The organism is Dactylosporangium sp. CA-139066 (assembly GCF_050936175.1).
Lineage (GTDB): Bacteria > Actinomycetota > Actinomycetes > Mycobacteriales > Micromonosporaceae > Dactylosporangium.
The window spans coordinates 2,641,088-2,666,860 of sequence record NZ_JBNJNH010000002.1 but is presented as its reverse complement, the minus strand read 5'-3'; the positions used below and the strand labels follow the sequence as shown (position 1 = coordinate 2,666,860).

The 25,773-nt window shown below is 69.8% G+C and carries 17 protein-coding genes and 2 tRNA genes; 13 read left to right on the top strand and 6 right to left on the bottom strand.

Going from position 1 to position 25,773, the window contains the following annotated elements:
• Positions 1 to 38 precede the first annotated feature (38 nt).
• Genes ACQEVU_RS56990 through ACQEVU_RS56965 form a run of 6 tightly spaced genes read left to right on the top strand, consistent with a single transcriptional unit; the run spans position 39 to position 6,232 of the window.
• Positions 39 to 1,328, top strand: a complete 1,290-nt coding sequence (locus tag ACQEVU_RS56990) for an ABC transporter substrate-binding protein (protein WP_433339570.1) — start codon at positions 39 to 41, stop codon at positions 1,326 to 1,328.
• 55 nt (positions 1,329 to 1,383) lie between these two features.
• Complete coding sequence (locus ACQEVU_RS56985) at positions 1,384 to 2,325, top strand: carbohydrate ABC transporter permease (RefSeq protein ID WP_433339569.1); 942 nt, start codon at positions 1,384 to 1,386, stop codon at positions 2,323 to 2,325.
• Between the two features lie 5 nt (positions 2,326 to 2,330).
• Positions 2,331 to 3,176 carry a carbohydrate ABC transporter permease gene (locus ACQEVU_RS56980; RefSeq protein ID WP_433339568.1) on the top strand — a complete coding sequence of 282 codons (846 nt, stop codon included), beginning with the start codon at positions 2,331 to 2,333 and terminating at the stop codon, positions 3,174 to 3,176.
• A gap of 47 nt (positions 3,177 to 3,223) precedes the next feature.
• On the top strand, positions 3,224 to 4,087 hold the full coding sequence (locus ACQEVU_RS56975; RefSeq protein WP_433339567.1) for a ketose-bisphosphate aldolase: 864 nt from the start codon (positions 3,224 to 3,226) through the stop codon (positions 4,085 to 4,087).
• Position 4,088: 1 nt separating this feature from the next.
• On the top strand, positions 4,089 to 5,285 hold the full coding sequence (locus ACQEVU_RS56970; protein WP_433339566.1) for an ADP-dependent glucokinase/phosphofructokinase: 1,197 nt from the start codon (positions 4,089 to 4,091) through the stop codon (positions 5,283 to 5,285).
• The gene (locus ACQEVU_RS56965) at positions 5,282 to 6,232 is read left to right on the top strand and encodes a class I mannose-6-phosphate isomerase (protein WP_433339565.1); all 951 of its coding nucleotides are present in this window, start codon (positions 5,282 to 5,284) and stop codon (positions 6,230 to 6,232) included. Before ACQEVU_RS56970 ends, ACQEVU_RS56965 begins: the two co-directional genes overlap by 4 nt.
• A 104-nt stretch (positions 6,233 to 6,336) precedes the next feature.
• Here the strand turns inward: ACQEVU_RS56965 and ACQEVU_RS56960 are convergent, their stop codons facing one another.
• The gene (locus tag ACQEVU_RS56960; RefSeq protein ID WP_433339564.1) at positions 6,337 to 7,227 is read right to left on the bottom strand and encodes a hypothetical protein; all 891 of its coding nucleotides are present in this window, start codon (positions 7,225 to 7,227) and stop codon (positions 6,337 to 6,339) included.
• Positions 7,227 to 7,541: a PadR family transcriptional regulator gene (locus ACQEVU_RS56955; protein WP_433339563.1), complete on the bottom strand. Its 315-nt coding sequence runs from the start codon at positions 7,539 to 7,541 to the stop codon at positions 7,227 to 7,229. Before ACQEVU_RS56955 ends, ACQEVU_RS56960 begins: the two co-directional genes overlap by 1 nt.
• Positions 7,542 to 7,636: 95 nt before the next feature.
• On the opposite strand from ACQEVU_RS56955, the gene ACQEVU_RS56950 reads away from it, so the two are divergent.
• Positions 7,637 to 8,488, top strand: a complete 852-nt coding sequence (locus tag ACQEVU_RS56950) for an alpha/beta fold hydrolase (RefSeq protein WP_433339562.1) — start codon at positions 7,637 to 7,639, stop codon at positions 8,486 to 8,488.
• A gap of 10 nt (positions 8,489 to 8,498) precedes the next feature.
• Here ACQEVU_RS56950 and ACQEVU_RS56945 read toward each other — a convergent pair whose 3' ends face one another.
• Complete coding sequence (locus tag ACQEVU_RS56945) at positions 8,499 to 9,305, bottom strand: hypothetical protein (RefSeq protein ID WP_433339561.1); 807 nt, start codon at positions 9,303 to 9,305, stop codon at positions 8,499 to 8,501.
• A gap of 123 nt (positions 9,306 to 9,428) precedes the next feature.
• On the opposite strand from ACQEVU_RS56945, the gene ACQEVU_RS56940 reads away from it, so the two are divergent.
• The 3 genes from ACQEVU_RS56940 to ACQEVU_RS56930 all read left to right on the top strand — a co-directional run bounded on the left by ACQEVU_RS56940 (position 9,429) and on the right by ACQEVU_RS56930 (position 13,125).
• Positions 9,429 to 11,465 carry a cellulose binding domain-containing protein gene (locus ACQEVU_RS56940; protein ID WP_433339560.1) on the top strand — a complete coding sequence of 679 codons (2,037 nt, stop codon included), beginning with the start codon at positions 9,429 to 9,431 and terminating at the stop codon, positions 11,463 to 11,465.
• A 143-nt stretch (positions 11,466 to 11,608) separates the two neighbouring features.
• Positions 11,609 to 11,681 (top strand) — tRNA-Arg (locus ACQEVU_RS56935).
• Positions 11,682 to 11,709: 28 nt separating this feature from the next.
• Positions 11,710 to 13,125, top strand: coding sequence for a hypothetical protein (locus ACQEVU_RS56930; RefSeq protein ID WP_433339559.1), 1,416 nt, complete (start codon positions 11,710 to 11,712; stop codon positions 13,123 to 13,125).
• A gap of 185 nt (positions 13,126 to 13,310) precedes the next feature.
• Here the strand turns inward: ACQEVU_RS56930 and ACQEVU_RS56925 are convergent, their stop codons facing one another.
• Together ACQEVU_RS56925 and ACQEVU_RS56920 are read right to left on the bottom strand one after the other, a co-directional pair.
• Positions 13,311 to 15,047: a UvrD-helicase domain-containing protein gene (locus ACQEVU_RS56925; RefSeq protein ID WP_433339558.1), complete on the bottom strand. Its 1,737-nt coding sequence runs from the start codon at positions 15,045 to 15,047 to the stop codon at positions 13,311 to 13,313.
• A 6-nt stretch (positions 15,048 to 15,053) separates the two neighbouring features.
• Positions 15,054 to 16,925: an ATP-dependent nuclease gene (locus ACQEVU_RS56920; protein WP_433339557.1), complete on the bottom strand. Its 1,872-nt coding sequence runs from the start codon at positions 16,923 to 16,925 to the stop codon at positions 15,054 to 15,056.
• Between the two features lie 890 nt (positions 16,926 to 17,815).
• On the opposite strand from ACQEVU_RS56920, the gene ACQEVU_RS56915 reads away from it, so the two are divergent.
• Both ACQEVU_RS56915 and ACQEVU_RS56910 read left to right on the top strand, forming a co-directional pair.
• Positions 17,816 to 18,637, top strand: coding sequence for a helix-turn-helix domain-containing protein (locus tag ACQEVU_RS56915; protein WP_433339556.1), 822 nt, complete (start codon positions 17,816 to 17,818; stop codon positions 18,635 to 18,637).
• 507 nt (positions 18,638 to 19,144) lie between these two features.
• Positions 19,145 to 19,217, top strand: a tRNA-Ala gene (locus ACQEVU_RS56910).
• 150 nt (positions 19,218 to 19,367) lie between these two features.
• Here ACQEVU_RS56910 and ACQEVU_RS56905 read toward each other — a convergent pair.
• On the bottom strand, positions 19,368 to 22,253 hold the full coding sequence (locus ACQEVU_RS56905) for a GH92 family glycosyl hydrolase (RefSeq protein ID WP_433339555.1): 2,886 nt from the start codon (positions 22,251 to 22,253) through the stop codon (positions 19,368 to 19,370).
• A 20-nt stretch (positions 22,254 to 22,273) separates the two neighbouring features.
• Here ACQEVU_RS56905 and ACQEVU_RS56900 point away from each other — a divergent pair, with 20 nt between their 5' ends.
• A complete protein-coding gene (locus ACQEVU_RS56900) occupies positions 22,274 to 25,672 on the top strand; it encodes a ricin-type beta-trefoil lectin domain protein (protein ID WP_433339554.1) in 3,399 nt (1,132 codons plus the stop codon).
• Positions 25,673 to 25,773: the final 101 nt, after the last annotated feature.

Here is a 25,773-nt window from a genome sequence, read left to right as displayed (position 1 = left end):
CAGAGAACAGAAGGAACTCGATATAGGAGGAGCGTGCCATGGCGATACGCACATCCCGGCTGAAGCGAGCGTTAGGTGCGGTGACAGCGGCCGCGCTGGTGGCGTTCGTGGGGGCGTGCGGCTCGAGCAACTCGAGCGACACCGCCTCGGGCGGCGACGTGACGCTGGAGTTCGCCCAGTGGTGGGGGGCCGAGCTGCCGTCCGGGGAGTTCGACAAGATCATCAATGATTTCACCGCGCAGAACCCGAACATCCACATCAAGCTGCTGAGCGCGCCGTACGCCTCGACGAAGCAGCAGCTGATCACCGGCGCCGCGTCGAAGACGCTGCCCGACGTCGTGGGCCTCGACGGCGCCTGGGTCAACGACTTCGCCAAGCAGGGCGCGATCACCGACATGTCGAAGCTGATGTCGGACTCGAACTACGACGCCAGCCAGCTCGCCAGCCAGGTGCAGGTCAAGGGCAAGACCTACATGATCCCCGTGGTCAACTTCGTCTACCCGCTCTTCGTCAACAAGGACCTGCTGGCCAAGGCCGGCGTCGCCAACGTGCCCGCCACGCGCACCGAGTTCCTCGACGCCGCCAAGAAGATCAGCGCGACCGGCAGTGACGTGAAGGGTTGGGCGCTTCCGCTCGACACCGCCGTGCCCAACGGCATCCAGAACGACGTCATGTCCTGGCTCTGGGCCTCCGGCGGCAGCATGCTGAAGGACGGCAAGCCCGACCTGACCAGCGCGCAGGTCAAGAGCACGGTCAACTACGTGAAGAGCCTGAACGACGCGGGCGTCATCGCCCCGGGCTCGCTCACCATGAAAGAGCAGGACAAGGTCGAGAAGTTCACCAACGGCCAGGTCGGCATGATGATCGACTCGCTCGCGCACATCAACCTGATCAAGAAGAACAAGCCGGACCTGAAGTTCGAGGTGGCGGCCCTGCCGGCCGAGGACGGCTACACCGGCAAGCGCGGCATCCCGTACGCGTCGTGGGGCATCGGCATCTCCAACTCCACCAAGCACAAGGCCGAGGCGTTCAAGTTCGTCTCGTACCTGATGAGCCAGGAGACCAACGCGAAGCTCAGCACGATCGCGAACGGCTTCCCCGGCAACAAGAACGCCAAGCCCGACTTCAGCAACAGCGACCCGCTGTTCAAGACGGCCTTCGACATCTACCAGCAGGGCTACCCGGCCAACGAGTTCGTCGGCCTGCCCAAGTCCGAAGACCTGATGCGCAGCTTCGACGAGCAGCTCCAGCTCGTGCTGACCGGCAAGTCGACCGTCGACGAGGCTCTGACCAAGTCGCAGCAGTCCTGGTCCTCAGTGATCGAGTAGCCCGCCCGGGCGCCGCGCCGGTCCGCCGGCGCGGCGCCCGATCTAGGAGACAGCGATGACATCCATGACGGCACCGACAACTGCGGCGCCCAGCAAGGAGCAGGTCCCGCCCGGCCGGAAGCGCTCCAAGGTGGCCCGGGGCCTGATCCCGTACGGCTATCTGACCCCCACGGTGCTGCTGGTCGTGGTCCTGATGGTGGTCCCCATCGTCATGGTGATCAGCTACTCGTTCCGGGACAACGTGATCATCCAGGACAACTCGGTGTTCGCCGGGTTCGCCAACTACACCAAGGTGCTCACCGACCCGGACTTCCTGGCCGGGCTGAAGAACACCGCAATCTTCATCACCGTCAGCACCGCGGCCCACCTGGTCCTCGGCCTGGGCTTCGCGATGATGCTCAACACCCAGCTGCTGGGCGGCGTCGCCAAGGCCATCTTCCGGATCGTCTACATCCTGCCCTGGCTGTTCACGATCGCCGTCATCGCCGTCATCTGGCGGCTGCTGCTCGACCCGTCCGGCGTCGTCAACTACGTACTGCACACGCTGGGCGTCGTCCAGCACGGCGTCGACTGGCTCGGCGACCCGGGCAAGGCGCTCTGGGCGGTCACCTTCGTCAACGTCTGGTCCGGCTACCCGTTCTTCATGATCAGCCTGCTCGCCGGGCTGCAGGGTATCCCCGGCGACCTGTACGAGGCGGCCGCCGTCGACGGGACGAACTGGTGGCAGCGGTTCGTGCACGTGACGCTGCCCCAGCTGCGCCCGGTGATCATCAGCATGGCGGTGCTCGACCTGATCTGGACGTCCCAGCAGTTCGCCCTCATCTGGATGATGACCGGCGGCGGGCCGCTGAACTCGACCGAGATGCTCAGCACCTACACCTACAAGCAGGCCTTCAGCGAGTACGAGTTCGCGACCGCGTCCGCCGCCGCCGTGATCGTGCTGCTGCTGACGATGATCCTGGCCTTCTTCTACGTACGCCAGCAAAGGGAGCGGTGAGACGCATGGCCATGAACGTCAAGACCCGCCGCACCCTCGCCAAGGCCGGCGTCATCACCGGGCTCGTCCTCGGCGGCCTGTTCGCCGGCCTGCCCGTGCTGTGGATGCTGTCGACGTCGTTCAAGAGCAACGGGGACGTCTTCCACAACCCGCCGCAGCTGATCACCAAGAGCTTCTCGCTCGACGCCTACCGGGAGATCTTCGGTAACGGCGCGCAGCTGCGGTTCTTCCTCAACAGCTACATCGTCGCCTTCGCGGTGACCATCCTGACGCTGCTGGTGGCCGTCCTGGCCGGGTTCGCGTTCAGCCGCTACTCGTTCCCGCTCCAGAAGACCATCAACGCCGTGATCGTCAGCGTCCAGGCCGTGCCGCCGATCACGCTCGTCATTCCGTACTTCGGGCTCGTCGTCGGGCTCGGCCTGTACAACACCTATCCCGGCCTGATCCTCACGCACATGGTGTTCACGCTTCCCTACGCGATCATCATGGTCACCGCGTACTTCAACACCATGCCCCGGGCGCTGGACGAATCCGTCAAGGTCGACGGCGGCACCAGCTGGACCGCACTGTGGCGGATCCTGGTGCCCATCTCGGTGCCCGGCCTGATCGCGGTCGGGGTCTACACGTTCATGATCTCGTGGAACGAGTACCTGTTCGCGCTCACGCTGACCCGCACCGACGACATGCGCACGGTGCCGATCGGCATCCAGCTGCTCATGGGCCAGCACTCGTACGAGTGGAACCAGATGATGGCGATGAGCATCCTCGGGTCGATCCCGGTCCTCGTCCTCTTCCTGCTGTTCCAGCGGCGGTTCATCGGCGGGCTCACCGCCGGCGCCGTGAAGGCCTGACCCGCCATCGACATCACAAGGCAGTAACGCAAAAGGAGAAAGACAGCATGCTGACGACTGGCAAGGCGATTCTGGACGTCGCCAACGAGCACAGCTTCGCCGTGCCCGCCTTCAACATCAGCGACTGGGCGATGTTCAGGGGCATCGTGGAGATCAGCGAGGAGACCAACGCCCCCCTCATCGTCGGGATCCACCCGGACGAGGTCCGGCACATCGGCCGCGAGATGATCGCCGGCATCATCGAGCGGGCGCACAACTCGAGCGTCCCGATCGCGATCCACTGGGACCACGGCGCCACCTACGAGCAGATCCTCCAGGCGGTCCAGTACGGCTTCACCTCCGTGATGATCGACGGCTCGCTGAAGCCGTTCGAGGAGAACATCGCGATCACCAAGAAGGTCACCGACTCCGCGCACGTGCTCGGGGTGTCCGTGGAGGGCGAGCTCGGCACGATCGGCGGGAACGACACCTACGCCGAGGGCGGCGCCGCCGAGATCATCTACACCGTCCCCGACGACGCGGTCACCTTCGTCGAGCAGACCGGCGTGGACAGCCTCGCCGTGGCGATCGGCACGTTCCACGGCCTCTACCCGGCCCACCTCAAGCCGGAGCTGAAGCTCGACCTGCTCAAGGAGATCAAGAGCAAGGTCCAGATCCCCCTGGTACTGCACGGCGGCTCCGGCAACCCGGACGACGAGATCCGCGAGGCCGCGCGCATCGGCATCAACAAGATCAACATCTCCACCGACATCAAGGTCGCCTACCACGACAAGATGCGCGAGGTGCTCGGCAGCGACAAGAAGGTGCGCGAGCCGAACTCCATCCAGCCCGCCTGCATCGACGCCATGAAGGTCGTCGCCGCGCAGAAGATCGAGCTCTTCGGCGCCGCCGGCAAGGCCTCGCTCTACTGACATGGCCGACGCGTCCCGTGTAGTCCTGGGCCTCGGCGGTTGCGTCGACTACGAGTTGAAGCTGACCGCCGGCGTCCTGGAGCAGCTAGTCGCCGAGCACGGCCTCGTCGCCGCGGAGCTGACGTCGCCGGCCGCCGTGACCAGTGAGCGGGACCTCCTGGTATCCATCCTCGGATACGTGGCCCGGGGCGCGGGCGGCGAGCACTTCGTCGCCTCTGCCCCGGCGCTGTCGGCCTTCGTGAACCGGTTCCCCCACCGGGAGACCCTGGGCGGCACCTCGGTGCGGGCCGGGATCCTGATGAGCCGGCTCGGCGTGCCGTCGACGCTGCACCTGGTCACCGTCAACGACACCTTCCGCCGGCTGCTGCCGGCGGACAGCGAATACACCAACAGCGGCACCGGGGACACCTTCTACCCGCACCTGATCGTGCAGTACGCCAAGGGCCTGCGCGTCCGGGCGAACGACATCGACATCGTCGCGCCGTTCCCCAACCGCCTGATCTACGTCAACGACCCGGCGAACAGCACCATGCTGCTCACCGGCGACCTCGGCGACCGGCTGGGCCGGGCGGAGGTCTTCCTGATCTCCGGGTTCAACGCCATGCGCGACGAGGCGGAGCTCGACGAGCGGCTCGCCGCGCTGAAGGAGCACATGCGGCGGCTGCCGCCCGGCGCGGTCACCTACTTCGAGGACGCGGCGTACCACGAGCCCGCCTTCAGCCGCCGGGTCCGGGAGGCGCTGCTGCCCGAGATCGACGTGTACGGCATGAACGAGGACGAGCTGCAGTCGTACCTCGGGCGCCCGGTCGACCTGCTCGCCGCCGACGACGTCGCGGATGCGCTCACCGCCGTGCACCGGCTCATCCCGGTGCCTACGCTGGTACTGCACACGAAGTACTGGGCCCTGGCGCTCGGCCCCGGCGACTACGCCGGCGCCCTCGACAGCGGCACCGTCATGGCCGCCACCCGCTACTGCCACGGCGACGACTTCACCGACGAGGACGTCGAGCGCCTGCGCCGGTTGCCGCGGCGGCCCGAGTCCATCGCCTTCGCGGAGGCGCTGCGCGCACGCCTGGGCGAGGCCGTCGACTGCGTTCCCGGCTTCGAGCTCGACGTCCAGAACCCGACCACCGTCGGGCTCGGCGACACGTTCGTCGGCGGCTTCCTCGCCGAGCTGGCTCTGAAGGGACACCGATGACCGTCGAGACACTGTTCGCCAACCAGCCCGAGACGTTCTACCGCGGCGCCGGCCGCATCGCCGAGTTCCGCAACGTACCGGCGCTGCCCGACCGCCCCGAGGACTGGGTGGGCTCGGTGACCAGCCGGTTCGGGCTCGCCCCGTCCGGGCTCTCCACCCTCGCCGACGGCCGCGTCCTGGCCGAGGCGATCGCCGCGGACCCGCGCTGGTGGCTCGGCCCGCAGCGCGCCGACACCGGCGTGCTGGTGAAGCTGCTCGACGCCGGCCAGCGGCTGCCGCTGCACGTGCACCCCGACCGCCGCTTCGCCAACGCGCACCTCGCCACGCCCTACGGCAAGACCGAGGCCTGGGTGATCGTCTCCGCGCGCCCGGACGCCTACGTCCACCTGGGCTTCGCCCGCGACGTGGAGGCCGCCGAGCTGGCCGGCTGGGTGCAGGGGCAGCGGACCCAGGAGATGCTCGCCGCCACCAACAGGGTCCCCGTCGCGACCGGCGACGCGATCCTCTGCCCGGCCGGCCTGCCGCACGCGATCGGCGAAGGCATCCTGCTGGTCGAGGTCCAGGAGCCGACCGACTTCTCGGTGCTGCTGGAGTACGAGGGCTTCGGCATCGCCGACGGCCACCTCGGCCTCGGCTACGACCTGGCCCTGCAGTGCGTGGACCGCGGCGCCTGGACGCCCTCGCGCCTCGACGGCCTGCGCGGCACCGCGGCGCGGCTGCTGCCCGAGGCCGCGGACGAGTTCTTCGCCGCCCGCCGCCTGCGCGGCGGCGACCGCGTGGAGCAGGGCTTCAGCGTGCTGGTCGTGGTGGCCGGAGAGGGCAGGCTGACCGGCGAGCAGGACGACCTGGCGGTGCGGCGGGGCGACACGCTGCTGGTGCCGTACGCGGCCGGCCCGCTCCGGCTGGAGGGCCGGGTCGAGGCCGTCCGCCTCTCGGCGTCCGCCTGACTAGCGGCTGCTCAGCTGGAGGCCGGCGGCGAGCGCCGTCAGGACTGCGACGGCGAGGATCAGCAGGGTGAGGCGTACGGCTCGGCGGCGTGGCGCCATGGGTTTCACACCTCCTGCACCGGTGCGGGTGGGCGGCGTACCAGGTAGCCGGCGAGCGCGGCGGCGGCCCAGCCGACCATCGCGATGAGCAGCGGGCCGACCGCGAGGTCGACGATGTTGTTGCCGAGGCGGTCGATGACCGTGCCGCGGACGGTGAAGCCGCCGTCCTGGTCGGGTGGTCCGCCGCCGCCGAGGACGGCGACCGCGGTGGTGGCGTAGAGCAGTTGCAGCAGCCCGGCGCTGAGGGCGGCCAGCCGCGCGACACGGCGACCCGTGGCCGGGTCGCGCCGCCACAGGGTGCCGGCGGCGCCGATGGCGGCGGGCACCGCGATCACCTGCACCCACTGCTGCCAGGGGCGCGGAATGAAGGTGACCTGGTCGACCGCGGTGAACCCGGCCAGGACGAGCCCCACCGCGGTCGCGAACACGCCGCCCAGCAGGCCGGGCAGCGCGACTCCCGGGCGGCGCAGCAGCGCGCTGGCGCCGAGCACGTACGCGGCGCAGAGCAGGCCGACGACCGCGAGGGCGATCCAGCCGCCGGTGCCGAGCCGGTAGCCGACGGTCAGGCCGGCGTAGATGGCCGGGCTGGCCGCGGCGACTCCGATCGTCGCCCAGAGGCCGGCGGCGGCGCGGCCCCAGGGCGGCATGACCAGCGCGGCGCCGGTGCAGCCGAGCGCGAAGCGCACCCGCCGCCACCGGCCGTCGAGGTGGGCGAGCTCGCCGAGCATGGCCTGGCCCCACTCGGCCCGCTGCGGGGACAGCAGGCCGATCGCCCAGCGCAGCAGCCGCAGCGGCGCGTCCTCGGCCGGGCCGTCGAGGAACCGGCGCGGGTTGCGGCGGTACAGCGCGATCGCCACGCCGATCGGCGTCAGCAGGAACACCAGGAAGAACGGCATCACGCCTCACTCAAGCGGCGGCGGGGGTGCGCGGCGGCGCGGTCGCGGCCCGCGGCGGTCAGGGCGGCCACGAACTCGCGGCCGTCGCCGGTCAGGCGGTAGAGGTGCCGGGGCGGCCGGCTGCCGACGCCCGGCTCCCACGACGTCTCCAGCAGGCCGCGGTCGGCCAGCCGGACGAGGATCGGGTAGAGCGAGCCCGACTTGAGGTGCACCTCGGTGGCCAGGTCGTAGCCGTACCGCCACCGGGCCGGGTCGGCGGCCAGCGCCCGCAGGACGTTGACCGTCTGCGGCGACGGGGGGCGGTTACGCTGCACGGATGTTAACTCTACTCATGTAGTGGTTACCGTCAAGCGGCGGCGCGTCCGGTGTACTAGCGTCCTCGGAACGGGCGGCGAAACGGGGTGCGCAGATGATCGAGCTGGACGTGACGGCGGGCGACGGGCGCACGCTGCACGTGTACGACACCGCGCCCGACGGCGACGGGCGGCTGCCCGTGGTGTGGCATCACGGCACGCCCAACCTCGGGGCGCCGCCGGAGCCGCTGTTCGCCGCGGCCGAGCGGCTCGGGCTGCGGTGGGTGTCGTTCGACCGGCCCGGGTACGGCGGCTCGACCGTCGCGCCGGGGCGGACCGTCGCCTCGGTCGCCGGGGACGTGGCGGCGATCGCGGACGCGCTGGGGCTCGGGCGGTTCGCCGTCGTGGGGTACTCGGGCGGCGGGACCTACGCGCTGGGCACCGCCGCGGCGCTCGGCGACCGGGTCGCCGGGGTGGTGACGCTGGCGGCCATCGCGCCGTACGGCGCGGAGGGGCTCGACTGGTTCGCCGGGATGGTGCCGTCGGGGGTGGCCGCGCTCGGGACCGCGGCGGCGGGCCGGCCGGTGCGGGCGGCGCTGGAGGCTTCCGGGTTCGCGTACGACTCCCAGTTCACCGCGGCCGACCTGACCGTCTTCGAGGGGCCGTGGGGTTGGCTGGGCAAGGTCGCCGGGCCGGCGCTCGACGCCGGGCCCTTCGGGCAGATCGACGACGACGTCTCCTACACGCTGCCGTGGGGCTGCGACCCGGCGGCCATCGCCGCGCCGGTCCTGCTGCTGCACGGCACCGAGGACCGGATCATTCCGGCGAGCCATGGTTCCTGGCTGGCCGCCAACTGCCCGAATGCCGAGCTGCGCCGGTGTGCGGGCGACAGCCACTTCACGATCGTGACCCACGCCGAGCCGGGGTTGGAGTGGCTGCGGGAAACCGCGACCATGCGCGGACGGTGAGGCCCGGGAGTCACGGGCCGCAACCACGGCGGACGTCGCGGTAGCTCGGAAATTCGTCCTTCTCGGCCTCGAACAGCGCGGCCAGGCCGCCCGGGAAGCCGAGGCGGGCCAGGGCGGCGTCGAGCCAGGCGGGCTCGTCGCGGCACAGCCGGCACACCATCGCGAAGCCGGCCGGCTGCGCGCCCGGGCGATGCACGACGACGGACTCGCGCACGACGCCGCCCGGCAGCGTCCGCACGAAGCGCGCGCCGCGCCCGGACGGCTCGGTCGCCGTCGCCGCGGGGGCGGCGAGTGACCTGGTCAGTACGACGCCGAGCAGGTGCGGCCAGGCGTTGAAGACGCGCTCCAGGGGCTCGGCGGCGAAGTCGGCGCCGAGCGCGCCGCCGTCCTCGATCCACACCCACACCGCCGGGGCGGTGCGGGTCTGCTTGGCCTTGAGCTCGACCGCCCGCACGAACCGCCGCAGCGCGTCGGGGCCGCCCGGGTTGAGGCCACGCAGCTCCAGCAGCAGCGAGCCGATCAGCACGTCGCCGACCGGGGGCTCGAGGACCGGGCGCTCGCCGGCCAGCAGGCCCTGCGCGGCCAGGCGGGCCTGCAGGATGCCGTGGCGGAACTCGTCGGGCGACGGGTTGCGCGCGAGGTTGCCGCGCAGCTTCGCGATGCCCTGCACGTTGGCCTCCACGAGCAGCCGCAGCCGCGCCCAGAGCGCCACGAGCTCGAGGAAGGGCGCGGGGGCCGCCCACCCGGGGCCGAAGAACGCACCCAGGTCGGCGGCGGCCCGCGCGGCGACGGCGCGGCCCTCGGCGGTCAGCTGCACGCATCCATGAAACGTTCGCACCAACCATATCGACAAACTCCGACAAGCCGGGCGGGACCTTGCACCAAGACGGGCGTCGATCGAGCGTCGAAGCGATTCCCCACCCCGAGAGAGGTTTGCCCCATGCGGAAGGGTTCAGTGCGCGCCCTCGCACTGCTCGTCGCGATCGGCGGCGTCCCGCTGACCATGAGCAGCGCGTACGCCGATCCCGCCCCGACCAACGTCACCGTCAACGCCAACGCCGGCCGGGCCACCGTGGCCGACACCGCGCTCGGCGTCAACGACGCCATCTGGGACTCCCAGCTCGGCACGACCGCCGTGTCCGACCTGCTCGGGGCCGCCGGCGCCGGCATGCTGCGCTACCCCGGCGGCTCGTACGCCGACATCTACCACTGGAAGACCCACACCGCGCCCGGCGGGTACGTCGCCCCGGGCACCGACTTCGACACGTTCATGGCCTCGGCCCAGCGCATCGGCGCCCAGCCGATGATCATCGCGAACTACGGCACCGGCACGGCCGAGGAGGCCGCCGACTGGGTGCGCTACGCCAACGTCACCAAGGGCTACCACGCCAACTACTGGACCATCGGCAACGAGAACTACGGCAACGGCCACTACGGCACCGCGTGGGAGGCCGACGACCACGCCGACAAGAGCCCGGCCGCGTACGCGCAGGGCGTCGTCGACTTCGCCCGGGCGATGAAGGCCGTCGACCCGAACATCAAGGTCGGCGCCGTGCTCACCACCCCGGCCAACTGGCCCGACGGCCTGGTCGGGGCGGGCGACGCCGGCACCTGGAACCAGGTCGTGCTGTCGACCGCCGGCCCGTACATCGACTTCGTCGACCTGCACTGGTATCCGGGCGGCGGCTCCGAGGCCGACGCGCTTTCCAAGCCGGGGCAGATCGACGACATGATGTACATGGCGCGCGACCAGATCGCCCGCTACGCCGGCCCGAACGCGGCCCGCATCGGCATCAGCCTCACCGAGACCAACGTCGGCGTCGGCCAGAACACCCAGCCCGGCGCGCTGTTCCTCGCCCAGACGTACAGCGGCATGCTCGAGAACGGCGTGTTCACCGTCGACTGGTGGGACGTGCACAACGGCATCGGCACCGTCTCCACGGTCGGCGGCCAGACCGACTACGGCGACTTGGGCATGCTCTCCAGCGGCGGCTGCGACGCGAACAACGTCTGCGAGCCGCCGATGAACACCCCGTTCGCGCCGTACCACGCGCTGAAGCTCATGCACTCCTTCGCCCGCCCCGGCGACCAGCTCGTCCGGGCCGGCACCGACAACGCGCTGGTCGCCGCGCACGCCGCCCGCCGGCCCAACGGCGACCTCACGGTCCTGCTCGTGAACATGGACCCGGCCGCCGCCCACCCGGTGAAGATCAGCTACAGCGGCTACACGCCGTCCGCGGCCGCCCCGACCGTCGAGTCGTACCTCAACGGCGCCACGGGCATCACCTCCGCGCAGAGCGGCACGGCGGCGACGCAGAACCTGCCGCCGTACTCGCTGACCGTCCTCACCCTGCACCCGTCGTCACCGGCGGCCAACCTTCCGCAGGCCCCCGCCCGCCCGTCGCTGGCCTCGGTCACCGACCGCACCGCCACGCTCACCTGGCCGGCGACCCAGCCCGGCGTGAAGTACGAGGTGTACCGGCAGTACGGCGCCCGCAGCGAGCAGCTGGGCGAGACGACGTCGACGACGTTCACCGCCGCCAACCTGACGCCCGGCACGCGGTACACGGTGAACGTCCTGGCCCGCGACGGCGCCGGCCGCGTGAGCTGGTCCTCGCCGCCGCTGACGTTCCTGACCGGCACCCCGGCGACGAGCACCTGCAAGGTCCGCATCACCGACGGCAACGACTGGGGCAACGGCTTCGTCGGCACCATCGACATCACCAACACCGGCACGGCCGCGATCAACAACTGGACGCTGACGTTCACCTGGCCCACCAACTGGCAGAGCGTGAGCAGCGGCTGGAACGGCACCTGGACCCAGACCGGCACCACGGTCCGCGTCACCCCGGCCGACTTCAACACCAACCTGGCCCCGGGCGCCGCGACGAGCATCGGCTTCGTCGGCGCCTACAGTGGTCCGAACCTTTTGCCGTCGGCGTTCACGCTGAACGGCAACGTCTGTTCCGCCGGGTAACCGTTCTCGCGGACGTCGCGGTGGCTTTCAGAGCAGAGCTACCGCGACGTCCGTCGTGGTCGCGGCCCGTGACTCCCGGGCCAGGCCACGTCCGCGCCCAGTCGCGCTTCCATCACCGAGCCGTCGGTAGGGTGGTGCGCGACGGCGCCGTGGCGAAGAAGGAAATCGCACCAGCCTTCTAAGCTGGAGACGTCGGTTCGAGTCCGGCCGGCGCTGTCCTTCATCACCGAGGGGGAGCGCGCGAGTGCACGAGTGGCTGCCGCCGTCGATCTCGGCGTACATGGTCGCGGCGGCCACCCGCCTGCGCCTGGCCGGCGACTGGCGCGGCGCCTGCGCGGCCGCCAACGTCGTCGTCCACCCGAGCGCGGAGCCGGTCGAGGACCTGCGCCACCTGGCCCCCGACCTCCTGTGGTGGTACGCGTCGGACGGCGCCTACGCGCTGCTGCGCCACGACGGCACCACGGCCGTCGTGGCATCGGCAACGTCGTACGGCGGCCCGCGCCGGATCGAGCTGACCCTCCGGCCCGGCGGACGCCCCGGTCGCTCCCTGCTGCCGTACCAGTGGGACGCCCGCCACACCGCGGACCTCCGTGCCCGCTGCGGCGGCGCCGAGCGCATCCCCTTCTTCGACACCGCGGGCCGCCGCCTGCCCCCGGAGGAGCTCGGCGCGCCCGACCCGGCCGGCACCACCGAGCGCGCCCTCGCCCTGCACGAGTCGGGCCGCGCCGCCGCCGCGTGGGCCACGGCCGGCTTCGACCTGCAGTACGTGCAGCTCGAGCCGGAGCGGGTCACCGTCACCCCGGTCACCGACGACCTCGCCTGGATCGACAAGGTCCTGTCGGGCCTGCGCCGGCCGATCCACGCCGTCCTGGCGCCGCCGCGCCCCACCCCGATCAGACTGGAATGGCCCGGCTGGTGCCAGATCATCGACTGGCCCGCCGGCGCCCGCCCCCGCGCCCGCCTGCTGCGCACCCACGCGCGCACCCCGTCGCACCTGGAGCGGGAGGCCTTCGGCGCCCCGCGCACGTCGTTCCCCCTCATCGACGCGTCCGACTTCCGCTGCCCACCCGAGGTGGCCCGCCTCTTCTCCGGCAAGCTGACCCGCGCCGAGCTGCACCCGCTGCTGCAGGCCGCCCTCTTCCCCGCCGCCGCCCCGGTCCCGTTGCCGCCCCCGAAGCCACTGCGCGACCGCGTCCGCGTCCACTGCGCCGGCGCCATCCACGAGATCGTGATGCACGACGGCCGCCTGCGAATCCCTCACACGGACGCCGAGGTCCTCCGCGAACAGGCCCTGGCCACGCTGGGCGGCCGCCTGCAGGGCTGCTTCGCCGCCGCCGCCGGCTGGCCCGACCCGAAGATCCGCATGCCCCGGCAGATGCGCACCCTGCGCTCCGCCGCGCTGTCCCTGGTCCACCACGGCGACCCGGACGCCATGGCCGCGGCGTTGGACCGCGGCCTGGACCCGACCCTGCGCGACGATCAGGGCCGCACGCTGCTGCACCTGCTCCCGTACTTCCCCGGCACCGCACTGCTCCCTCGCCTGCTGGCCGCCGGCCTGGACCCGACGGCGAAGGACGGCCTGCTGCGCACCCCGCTGCAGCGCGCCGAGGCCGCCGGGCGCGAAGACCTGGCCCAGGCCTTCCGGGCACAACGTTTGTAAGCCCGGACGGGCGGGGCCGTAGCGCAGAGGTCGTCGCGCTGTCCTGCAACGATGGAAGACTCCGGCCGGCCCCGCCCCCACGGCAGTTCCCACGATCGCGCGAGGGCCTGCGTGGGAAGGCGTCGACGCCGCATCGACGCGTGCGTGGGGTGGAGCCGGGCGCCCCGCTGGACGCCCGGCTCTTTTCAGTTGGTCTCGAAGACCTCGAACGGCACGCCGTCACGCTGGAGGCAGGAGACGACGCGTTGCGTCTGGAAGGACTCCGTCACCAGGATCAGCAGACGTTCGGCGCGGGAGGCGCCAACATACAGCACGCGGCGGTGTTCGCCGGCATCCCCGGAGTTCCAGAGCCCAACGCCGTCCGTTGGGCTCGGCCATTTGGACGCTGGGATGGCTACCGCGGCGACCGGCGACTGTAGTCCCTTAAAGCCGTGGATGGTGGACCAGTCGAGCGCGTCGGGCTCATCGGTGAGGAGCACGGGCCACTGGCCACCAGGCGGGATACGCAAGCTACTGGTCTTGATCCAGCTGTTCCAGCCCAAGGCCTTGATCCCCTCACACATCTCGCCGCGGAAGGCGCTGGGGGTGCCGTCGAAGGGTGACGTCCTGCTGGCAAGCCGCAAGCAGCCGTCCCGAAAGGTGCGGGGCGTGAGCCCCACCGAGCCCAGGAACTCGGCGTCGGCAATGGCATGGTGCTCTTCGTCAGCGAGCTCTCGGAGGATGCCCTCGATCATCTGCATTGCCTGGGTGCGAGCGCGAGCGCTTGCGCGGAGGTCCTGGAGAGTCGCTGCCGCCTGGGCGAGCTGAACAAACTTGCCCCCCTTCTTGTCCCCCGGAGGCGACGCACCAGCACATGCCCGAGCGTTCTTCTCGGCGTAGGCCAAGACCTTGATCTCGCCGGCCGAGAAGCCCATAGACTCCGCGACCTTGATGATCCCCAGGCGGGCGTCCGTCAAGCCACCTACTGGCAGGACCATCACGGCGTGCGGTTCGTGCTGCCACTTCCCCAGCGGCTTATCGGTGCTAGTGCCCGCCCGCAGACTGTCGACAACCGAGCAGATCGCCGGGGCGCTCCTGTAGTTGCCGTCGAAGCGCATGCCCCCGGGGACCCGGGAGACCAACTTCTCCACCGCCTCGATGGAGGAGCCGCGAAAGTTGTAGATCGACTGGTCGAGGTCGCCCACCATGACGACCTCGATGCCGAAGTCGAGCAGGAAGTTGATGAGGAAGATGTCGCTGTCGCTACAGTCCTGCACCTCGTCGACGATGACTAGGCCGAAGCGGGCGGCCATCAACTCGCCGAGGCGGGCTCGGTTGGTCTCGTCGGAGAGATAGTGCTGCATCAGCACCCGAGTCGCCGCGCAGTCCATGACCCCGTTGTCGGTGAACCGGCGGACCCGCCGCGACGCGTATTCCGCGGCCGCCTTTCGCTGCTGCTCCGACATGCCTGCAACCATCCTGGACTGCATGTACGTCATCTGGTGTTCGATGAACGTTGCGTTGCTGCCGTCGTGGTCAAAGGCGAACCAGCTGAGCTGAAACTCGATCGTCGGCATGCCGGGCACCTTGAAGGCGGTGCCCTGAACGGTGCTCCACGAGTCCTTGAACGTAGGGGTCGTGCCCGTCAAGGCGACGTAGAGCGGGGTGACGATGTACCTGTTGATGAAGCTGTCGATGGTGCCGACGAAGTTCGGCGACGCGAGGAGGTCTAGCCGCCCCGCGCACCGATGGCGCGCCTCGTTGATCGCGGCGTTGGTGAACGACAGCAGCGCGACGCCCTGCCGGGGGCTGACTCCGGGCCGTTGGATGAAGCGCTCGACGATGCTTTGAGTCTTGCCGGCGCCCGGACAGGCCGGGATGAAGACGCTGCCCGAGTTCTCGATCAGGGCGCGCTGAGCGTCGGAAAAGTTGATCTCCTCCATGGCCGCCTACCGCATCGCCGACTGGATGGCCTGCTTCAGGTAGTCCGGACACTCGAACGTCCCACCGCCCTCGACCAAGTCCGCGATGTCGTGCGCGAACTCGCCCTTGCCGATGTACCGCTTCGTCTTCCGAAGCTTGCGGTAGAAGACCTCGGCCGGGCTGGTGCTCTCGACGAGGGTCTTCCAGAACTTGCTCGACCTCGGCTTCTGGCGCTTGAATGCCTTCTCCAGCAGCGGGCCATTCACCGAGAACGGCTCCATGAGGTCCGCCTCGAGCGTGTACTCGGCGGCGAACACGGTAAGCACCTGCTCGGCGCCCAACTGGATGGCGATGGCGTCGAGACGATCCTTTCGGCTGAGCGTGGCGGCCGGCTCCTCCGCCGGTGACTCCTCAGCCTCGTCGTCGAGATCGTCTTCCTCGGCTTCGTCCTCGACCTCCGGGTCTCCATCGGTAATAACCACCAAGCGGTCGACGAGGCGAACGCCGCCGACCTCCTGCACGAGCAGCTTGATGTAGGGCGCGAAGTCAACGCTGCCGATGTTGATAATCGACACGGCGCGGAACTCTCGGCACTTGACCTTGTAGTCGTCCTTCGAGTCGTCAAAGACGCACTTCCGCGCGAGCGGGGGCAGGATGACCGCCTCGGAGACGCCCTCCACGAGGATCGCGCGCCGAGTGAACAGCAACTCGGCGCGGCTTACGTCAAGGTACTGGTCGATCTTCCGGCGCTCCTCGTCAGTCAGGTCAATATCGCAGAGGGCGACGGCAGCAGTGCCCCGCTGGATGCCTGCCGCAGCCGCCTTGGTCTCCGCCAAGGGGTCGGTCGTCTCCTCGGAGACCGCTGACTCCTGAGTACGCAGCACCACGACGTTGCGGATGCCCACGGCGCTGGCCAGGTTAGGCGAGTGAGTCGTGGCGATCACCTGGATGCGGCCTGCCGGCCCATCGGTGTCGTCGCGGAGCGACTCGGCGGCCTGCTCTTGAAGGTAGTCGAGCAAGACGGCCTGGAGCTGCGGATGGAGATGGGCTTCCGGCTCCTCTACCAGGAAGAGCGTGAGCTCGGCGTCCTTGGCGTTGCGTAGCTCTATGATGACGGACGCCATGTAGAGCAAGTTGGCGTAGCCGAGGCCGGAGTCCTCGATGTCGGCGAGGTCGACGCCGTGCTCGGCCATCTTTAGGCGCAGGCCGCGGGCGAGCCTGTGGAGCTGGACATCCCGGAAGCTGAGCCCGATCACCTGCCCCCGGACAGGGTTGGTGAGGTCACTAACGTGCCCTTGCAGCCGCCCCTGGGTGTCGATAATGACGGCGTGCGCCTCAAGTTTGCGCATCCCGTCGTTCGCCTGCTCGAGGAAGTCCGTGCGGTCCGCCTCGCTCGTCAGATACCTGATAATGAGCGCCATGCGATTGCCAGTGGCGGAGTCTAACTCGCGCTTGGCATCGCGCAGCGGTGCCAAGTAAACGTGCCGGATCTGGTCACGCTTCTCGGGTTCGGCGTCAGGCCCAGCGGCCCGGCCGACCAAGTTCTCCACCTTGGAACGGCGGGGGACATCCTCGTCGGGACGGAACCGGGTCATGTAGTAGGCCTTGTTCGTCCCTACATCGAGCGCTCCGATGTACTGCCCCCGCTGGAACCGCGTCAAGCCGTCGAACTCGCCGACGATCTCAATCGCGCCAGTCTCGCCGAAGGAGACGTCGTCGGTTTCCATGTAGCGCTGCCGTCGACCACTGAGCGGCGTGGTCAGCAGACGCACCCCGTCGATCACGTTGGACTTGCCGGAGTTGTTGTCTCCGACGAGCAGCGTCAGACCCGGCTGGAGCTTGATCGTGAGGTCGCGGCACGAGCGGAAGCCGGTGAACTTGAGGCTGGCCAGATACATGCCGGACCCCGAAGTCGATGCACTAAGTGTCGATGTTGCCATGGACATGCTGGTGGGAACTCCCCGCCTGAAAATATGACACTGTTCTCATAAGTGCCATATCAAAAAAATTTGTTGAAAACATCAACAAATCGCCACTTCCTCGCGGTCGGGCCACTCCGCTGCGGGTGAGCGGAGCGAGCACGGATTCGCGAGACGGGCGCGCAGTTGGTATCCCCCGGTTGGAGGTACGTCGATCTGCGTGCCGTGCAACGTCGCGGGGACGGGGAAGGGCCCGACCCGCAGACGGTATTCAGACGCATGAAGCGCTCACGCCAGGGCCCGTATGCGCGCTCGGTGGGGGCACATGGGGCGGCCTACGACGCCGATGAGTCATCGCTGGCCAGCGGAGTGCGTCATGGTACTGACGGAAACCTCGCACGACGATGGCGCGAATGCGCCACTTCACCTAAGCTACGAGGAGCCCCGTCGGCCCGAGGTGTCGGAAGCATCTCGGTACTGCGGGGCTTTTCTCGTCAGAGGTGGCAGCGTCGCATCGCAGCCCCACGTCATTTGTTGACGAGCGGACGGGCGCCGGGCCCGCGCGGTTGCTACGTGGCGATCTCCATGGCAATCCCCCCAGTTTCTCCGGCTGACCCAGCCGGTGGGGCCGGTTGCCGCGCGAGCGCCGTCGTGACGCCCTGTGATCGAGGTTAAGCCTCGCCCCGGACGGACCGCAAGTCAAACCGCTGCGCGGCGAATTGGTCGAGACTGTGTCTCGCGACACTGTCACTGCATCACAGAGGCGTTGACAGCGCACAAGTGTGTGGCTACGACACACCGCCCTCCGTGACGACGCTCCAAGATCCCCGTTATGGTGGTCGTGTGCGGATCTGTGCAGCGCTGATGCGATGAGTGACACGGACAATCAGCCGAATGCCGCCGGGGAGACGTTGCCCCCGGAGGAGGAACAGAGCTGGCCAAAGAGTGTCACGAGGGTCGTCGCTACCCAGGTCAAGTTCTGGCGCGACCGACGCGAGCTCAGCGCCAATGAGTTGTCACGACGCACCGCGCAACTGGGGTCTGAGGTGCCGAGGTCAGTGATCGCCAACCTGGAGACCGGGCGACGTGAGTCGGTCAGCGTCGACGAGTTGCTGATACTCGGCGCGGCGCTCGATGTACCGCCATTACTCCTCCTAACCCCAGTCGGCCAGGTCAAGAACCTTCGCATCCTGCCGGAGGTCGAGTCGTCTCCATGGTTCAGCCGTGGTTGGATCATCGGGGCTCGACTCGTCGAGTACGCCGGGTCGAATGTCCAGAAGTGGCGTGACGGCCGGCGGGCCGTCGCCCTGTACGACGTCCATCGGACGCTCGTTCAGCAGTACGCTGAAATCCAATCACGTATCAGACGCGTAGCGGACCAGACGCAGCTAGCCTCTGCCACTGGCGTTGACCGGACTGGACAACAGCGCTTTTTGCAGGCACTAGTCAACGAACTCGCCCGTAGCCTCCACGCCCTGCGCACACATCGCCAGCTAATCGAGCGAGAAGGATTTCTCGTTCCCGAGGTCCCGCCGGGTTTGACGACTCTCTTAAGCGAGGTCGAGGTGCCAGACGAAGAGGACCCCGGCCGGGACGACTGGGGCACTTCGCTGGCCGACCAGTCTGCGGCCGAAGAACTACTTCTCTTGATGAGACAGGCACAGTCGGGCCGACCGACCGATGACTCGTGACCAGTGACTAAAGTGCTGTCGCTCGGAAGAGACAGCATCCAGCCTTAATCCGCTTCTAGATGCGAATCTCTGCCACCGCGCCTATGGACGCCAAGGCGGAGTGCTCGGAGCGAACCCATTGGGTGCGGTAGGACCGGTCGGCAGGTTCGGTGGATAGTTGTTCTGCTGGCCCTGGAAGTTGATCCAGGCTCTTTGCGCGCTTGCCGAATGCTCATCTGGGGCGGCGGCCGCATCGTCTGGACGATTGGCTCCAGGGTGTCGGACAGAACCCGGCGAGCCGCCTCCATCCCCCGGATCTGTTGAGTGACCTGGCCTGTGGGTAGACCCCTCGCGGAACCGTCAGGGCACCACAAAGCCCAGCGCCTGTCCCAGTTCCATGGGCAGGTCCGGAAGCGCCGATCTCCGGGGTGGGGCGTTGGCCGGCGACGGCTCGACCGTCTACTTAGGACCGCTACGTACGCTTCGAGATGTTGCGTGGGGCGCGGTGTTTGTAGACTCCGCACCGGCGGGGCCGTAGCGCAGGGGTCGTCGCGCCGTCTTCGCAGGACGAAGGACGCCGGTTCGACTCCGGCCGGTCCTGCCGCCGAATCGGGTGCGCGCCGCCAGGTGCGGGGTGACTGGGCGCGGGCCTGGCGTGGCCCGGGAGTCACGGGCCGCAACCACGGCGGACGTCGCGGTAGCTCGGAAACCGGCGCTCCCGACCCGCGGGGCGGAAGCGCCGGTCAGAACCTCAGCTGTACGCCTCGAACTCGTAGATCCGGGCGGCTCCGCCCGTTCCGGACTGTTCGGCGGCGATGACGTTCAGGCGCAGGTAGCGCGCCGTCGTCGTCACCGCGGTCGTGGTCACGGCCGTGGTGTTGCCGCGGACCTGCGCGATCGTCGTCCAGGTGGTGCCGTCGGGCGACGACTGGAGGTCGAAGTCGCGGGTGTTCCAGGACGCGGACTCGCCGCCGGCGGCGGCGTGGCGGATGGTGATGGTGCGGACCTGCTGCGACGAGCCGAGGTCGACCCGCCACCACTTGCTGGTGCCGGTCGAGCACCACTTGTCGCTCGTGCCGCCCGAGACGCTGCCGTTGACCGCCTTGGCGGGGACCTCGTTCGCGTTGCAGGAGGAGTCTGCGGTGGCCGGGTGGTTCAGCGCGAGGTTGGTCGCCGCGGGGGGCGAGTCGAAGGATGGCGGGGCGTCGGCGGCGGCGCTGCCCCACGAGGTGTTGGCCGTGGCGCCCAGGGTCAGGTTCAGGGTGCCGCCGGCCGACAGCAGCGACTCCGGCAGCCACGGGCGCGTGTAGGTGGCGCCGTTGAGCGTGGCGCTCTGGATGTACGGGCCGCTGCCCGTGCCGTTCAGCGTGATCGTGGGGCCCGTGGAGCGGTGGATCGCGACCTGCGAGAACAGCGGGCTGGCCAGCAGGAGCTCGCCGCGGCCGGGAGTGAGGGGGTAGATGCCCATCGCGGCGAAGACGTACCACGCGGACATCGCGCCGAGGTCGTCCTGGCCGGGGATGCCGCCCGGGGCGTTGGACCACAGCGTGTTGACCACCTGGCGGACCGTCTGCTGCGTCTTGTACGGCTGGCCCGCGAAATCGTAGAGCCACGGGGTGCCGATCGACGGCTCGTTCGCCAGGTCCGAGTGGGTGCCGCCGGCCTTCGACAACGCCCAGCTGCCGTCCGTGTTGTGGAAGAACGAGTCGAGCCGGGACGCGGCCGTGGCCGAGCCGCCCATCTTGGCGAACAGGCCGTTGACGTTGAAGGGGACCATCCAGGTGTACTGCGCCGCCGAGCCCTCCGCGAATCCGTCGGAGCTCGCCGGGTCGAAGGACTGCCAGGCGCCGGCGGAGTTGCGCTGCTGGATGTAGCCGGTGGCCGGGTTGAAGACGTTCTTCCAGTTCTGGGCGCGGGATGTGAACTGGGTGGCCGTCGCCGTGTCGCCCAGGCGGGCGGCCAGCTGGGCGATGCCGAAGTCGGCGGCCACGTCCTCCAGCGTCTCGCCGGCGCCGCCCCAGGCGTTGCCGTCCGACGGGACGTAGCCGAGCTGCAGGTACTTGTCCAGCGACGGGCGCTCGCCCACCACCATGACGTTCCAGCCCGTGCGGCTCAGGTCGGCGGCCGTCACCGTCGTCGCGGCGTGGACCATGGAGGTCAGCGCCGACTGGGCGTCGAAGGTCGTGCCGCCGAAGGCGTAGATGCTCGCCACGGCGGCGTGGCCGGGGTCGCCGGTCATCACGTGGGTGCCGCCCTGGTTGTGCGTCCAGCGGTCCCACACGCCGCCGTTCTGGGCGGCCTGGTTGAGCAGGGACTGGGCGATGTCGGCGCCGACGTCCGGGCGCAGCAGGGTGACGAGCTGGACCTGGTCGCGGTACACGTCCCAGCCCGAGAAGTTGGCGTACTGCGCGTGCTGCGCGCCCGAGACCGTGTGGGTCTGCTGGTCCATGCCCTTGTACTGCCCGTTGACGTCGCTGAAGACGTTCGGGTGCAGCAGGGAGTGGTACAGCGCCGTGTAGAACGTGGACTGCTGGGCGGCCGTGCCGCCGGTGATCGCCACCCGGCCGAGCTCGGTGTTCCAGGCGTCGTGGGCGCGCTGGCGCACCGTGTCGAAGCTCGTGCCGGCCGGGTTCTCAGCGTCGAGGTTGGCCTTGGCGTTGGCGGCGCTGACGTACGAGATGCCGACCCGGACGCCGACGGACTGGCCGCCGAACGTGACGTAGGCGCCGGAGCCCTTGCCGGCCGCCGGCCAGCCCGCGGTGCCGTAGGTCGTGCCGCCGCTCGACGACGTGCCGCCGGCCGACAGCGTGCCGTCCTGCCACGTGCCGGTCGAGGTGAACGGCTGGTCGAAGGCGGCGTAGAAGTACAGCGTGTAGTAGCTGCGCCGGTCCTCGGTGTTGATGTAGCCGCAGAAGTTGCCGCTCGTGACCGAGCCGGAGATGGCCCGGTTCGCGGTGTCGACCGTGGTCTGGGCGGCGCTGCTGCCGACCTCCGAGTTCGATGTGCGCACGAGCAGCGACGCGGTCCTGCCGGTCGGGTAGGTCAGGCGGGCGGCGCCGGTGCGGGTCGTCGCCGACAGCTCGACGTTGACGCCCGAGTCCAGGCCGACCCGGTAGTAGCCGGCCGTGCCGGCCTCGTTGGCGTGCGAGAACGTGCTGGCGTAGGTGGCGTCGGTGCTGTCCGACGACGGCGACGAGGTGACGTTGCCGGGGTACGGCAGGAACGGCACGTCGCCGGAGCCGCCCGCGCAGCCGGTGCCCGACATGTGGGTGAGGCTGAAGCCGCGGATCTTGGTGACGTTGTAGTCGTAGCCGCCGGGCTGCGGGGTGCGGGTCTGGTCGCCGCGGGTGTTCTCCGGGCTCCACTGGACCATGCCGAACGGCGTGTCGGCGCCCGGGAAGGTCTCACCGGAGTTGGCGGATCCGATGAGCGTGTCCACGGTGGCGGCGGGGTCGGCGACGGCGGCCGACGCGCCGGGCACATTGACGAGCTGAGCTGCGACGAGAGCGGCGAAAGCGCTCAGAACAACAACAGGGCGCACGGAGTCCTCCCGATGACATGGATCGGGCTCAATGGGAAGTTTTGTTAAAAGTTGCCAGTCATCGATGGTTCTGTCAACCCTTGACTGAAATGGCATCGAAGGCTTTCCATGAGAGCGTGTTCCGCCTCCTGCCTCACGCGTCCGCGGCCGCGCTCGTCGCCGGCTCCGTGATCGCGCTCGCGGCCCCCGCCAGTGCCGCGACCAATGTCGTCATCGACGGCAACGCACGCTTCGAGGTCCTGACCCCGACGCTGATCCGCCTGGAGTACGCGGGCGACGGCGCCTTCCAGGACGCGACCACGTTCAACGCGGTCAACCGCAACTTCCCGGTGCCCTCGTACACCACGGCCGCCACCGCCGACGGCTACCGCGAGATCCGCACGAGCGCGCTGACCCTGCGCTACAAGCAGAACAGCGGGGCGTTCACCGCGGCCAACGTCTCCGTCGCCCTGTCGACCGGCGTCACGGCGGCGCCGGCCTTCCCGTCGTACTGCGCCTTCGGCACCGCCTGCGAGGCCGAGAACGCGCTGCTGACCGGCAACGCCTCGCCCGCCTACGACCACACCGGCTACACCGGCTCGGCGTTCGTGGCCGGCTACGAGAAGACCGGCTCCTCGCTCGCCGTGGACGTCGGCGGCGTGCCGGCGGCCGGCAGCTACCGCCTCCAGGTGCGCTACGGCAACGCCCAGGGCGCCACCGGCTCGCTCTCCACCCGGGTCAACGGCGCCGCCGGCCCGGCGCTGAGCCTCCCGCAGACCGCCAACTGGGACACGTGGGGCACCACCTCGACCACGGTCAGCCTGCCGGCCGGCACCAGCACGATCACGCTGCTGCAGACCGCGTCCGACACGGGACGCGTCAACATCGACAGCATCGCGCTGACCCCGGCCTCGACGACCGCCTACCCGGCCGCCTCGACCGCGCTGCGGATGACCGGCTACGGCGCCGGGCCGGCGGACACGCTCGGCGGCTGGTCGCGCTCGCTGGACAACCCGCGGGGCCTGCCGGTGCCGGAGCACCCCGGCATCCTGGACCGCTCCGGGTGGTACCTGCTCGACGACAGCCGCACCGCGCTGCTGTCCGCCGCGCACGCGGTGACCGACCGCCCGTCGCACGGCACGCAGCCGTACCAGGACGGCTACTTCTTCGGCTACGGGCAGAACTACAAGCAGGGCCTGGCCGACCTCAACGCGCTCACCGGCGGCACGGCGCTGCTGCCCCAGTCGGCGTACGGCGTCTGGTACTCCCGCTACTACGCCTACAGCACCGCCGACTACCAGAACACGCTGCTGCCCACGTTCCGCAGCACGTTCACGCCGATCGACTGGCTCGTCATCGACACCGACTGGAAGTCGCCGAGCCAGTGGAACGGCTGGAACTGGAACGCGTCGCTGTTCCCCGACCCCGCCGGGTTCATGAACTGGACGAAGCAGCAGGGGCTCAACGTCTCGCTGAACATCCACACGAGCATCGCCGGCAACGACCCGCAGTTCGCGACCGCCAACAGCACCGCCGGCGGGCTCGCCTCCGACGGCGGCAACTACGTCTTCGACTGGTCGAAGTCGTCGAACATGACCGCGTACATGAACCTGCACAAGCCGTTCGAGCAGCAGGGCGTGCGCACGTGGTGGCTGGACTACTGCTCCGGCTGCGGCGCCTCGACCGCCTCCGACCCGCACGTCTCGCCCGACACGCTCATCAACCAGGCCTACGCCGACGCCGCGGCCGCGCGGGGCCTGCGCCCGTTCTCGTTCGGCCGCATCGGCGGCTCGGAGATGGGCGGCGACGACTCGAACTACGCGATCGGCCCGTGGCCCGAGCGGCGCGACACGATGCAGTTCACCGGCGACACCCCGGCGACCTGGGACATGCTGAACTTCGAGGCGCGCTTCGCCGGTGACGAGGCGGCGGCCGGGCTGTCCAACGTCAGCCACGACATCGGCAGCTTCCACGGCGGGCACCTGGCCGACGACCTGTACGTGCGGTGGGTGCAGCTGGGCACGTTCCAGCCGATCGACCGGCTGCACTCCGACCACGGCGACCGGCTGCCGTGGAACTACACGGGCGCGGCGGCGTCGAGCGCCGACGCGTTCCTGCGGCTGCGCGAGGCGCTGGTGCCCTACACATACACGCTCGCCGCGCAGGCCCGGGCGACCGGCGTGCCGATCGTGCGGCCGCTGTACCTCAACTACCCGGGCAACGCCGAGGCGTACACGAACCCGACCGAGTACCTTTACGGCGACAACGTCCTCGTCGCCCCCATCACCACCTCGAGCGGCTCCCGCACCCTGTGGGTCCCGCCCGGCACCTGGACGGACTACTTCACCGGCCAGGCGTACACCGGCCCGTCCGCGGCCACGATCAGCGACCCGCTGTCGCAGATGCCGGTGCTCATCAAGGCCGGCGGCATCATGCCCGAGCGCACCGACTACGTCGACTACGCCGCGCAGCGCCCGCTCACCCAGCTGACGCTCGACGTGACGGCCGGCGCGGACGGCTCGTTCGCGCTGTACTCCGACGCGGGCGAGGGCACGTCGACGGCGTCCACGACCGCCCCGTTCTCGTGGAGCGACGCGGCGCGCACGCTGACCATCGGCGCGCAGCCGACCACCCGCGCCTACACCCTGCGCCTGTCGAACTCCAGCGCGCCCACCGCGGTGAGCGTCGACGGCGTCCAGGTGCCCGAGACGGCGTGGTCGTGGAACGCCAACCGGCGCACCGTGACGGTCACGACGGCCGCGCTGGCGGGCAACGCCGCGCACACGGTCTCGCTGTCCGGCTCGGCCATGGCGAACCCCACGGCCGGCGAGGTCATCGGCGCCGGCGGGCTGTGCCTGGACGTCCGCGACGGCACCAACGTGCGCATCTACGGCTGCGACCACACCGCGGCGCAGACGGTGTCGTACAACTCCGACAACACCGTGCGCATCCAGAACAAGTGCCTGACCGCGGGCGCCGCCGTCACGATCGGCACCTGCTCGGGGGCCGCGACCCAGCAGTGGTCGCACCGCACCAACGGCGCCCTCGTCAACGCCGGCCAGTGCCTGGACGTCCCGAACGGCAACACCACGCCGGGGGCGGTGCAGCTGCAGATGTACGCCTGCAACGCCACCGCCGCGCAGACGTGGAAGCTGCCGCCGGGCGCGGTGACCGGGCCCGGCGGCCTGTGCGTGGACGTCGTGAACGCCTCGCCCGCCCCGGGCACCGGCGTGCAGCTGTGGGGCTGCAACGGCTCCGACGCCCAGCGCTGGTCGGCGCCCGGCGACCAGACCGCGCGCACGTTCGGCAAGTGCCTGGACGTCGTCAACGGCGGGACCGCCAACGGCACCGCGGTACAGCTGTGGGACTGCGACGGCACGGGCGCGCAGACGTGGGTGTCGCGCGACGACGGCACGCTCTACAACCCGCCGTCGGGCCGCTGCCTGGACGACCCGAACAACAACCAGAAGGCCGGCGACCAGCTGCGCATCTGGGACTGCAACACCACTACGGCACAGAAGTTCCGGCTGGGCTGAGCAGTCTTTCCGCCTCGGCCGTCATGTCGGCGATGACATCGGCGCACGCCCAACGCGCTGCGATTGCCGCAGAGCGGAAATTCATCCGGATACATCTGTAG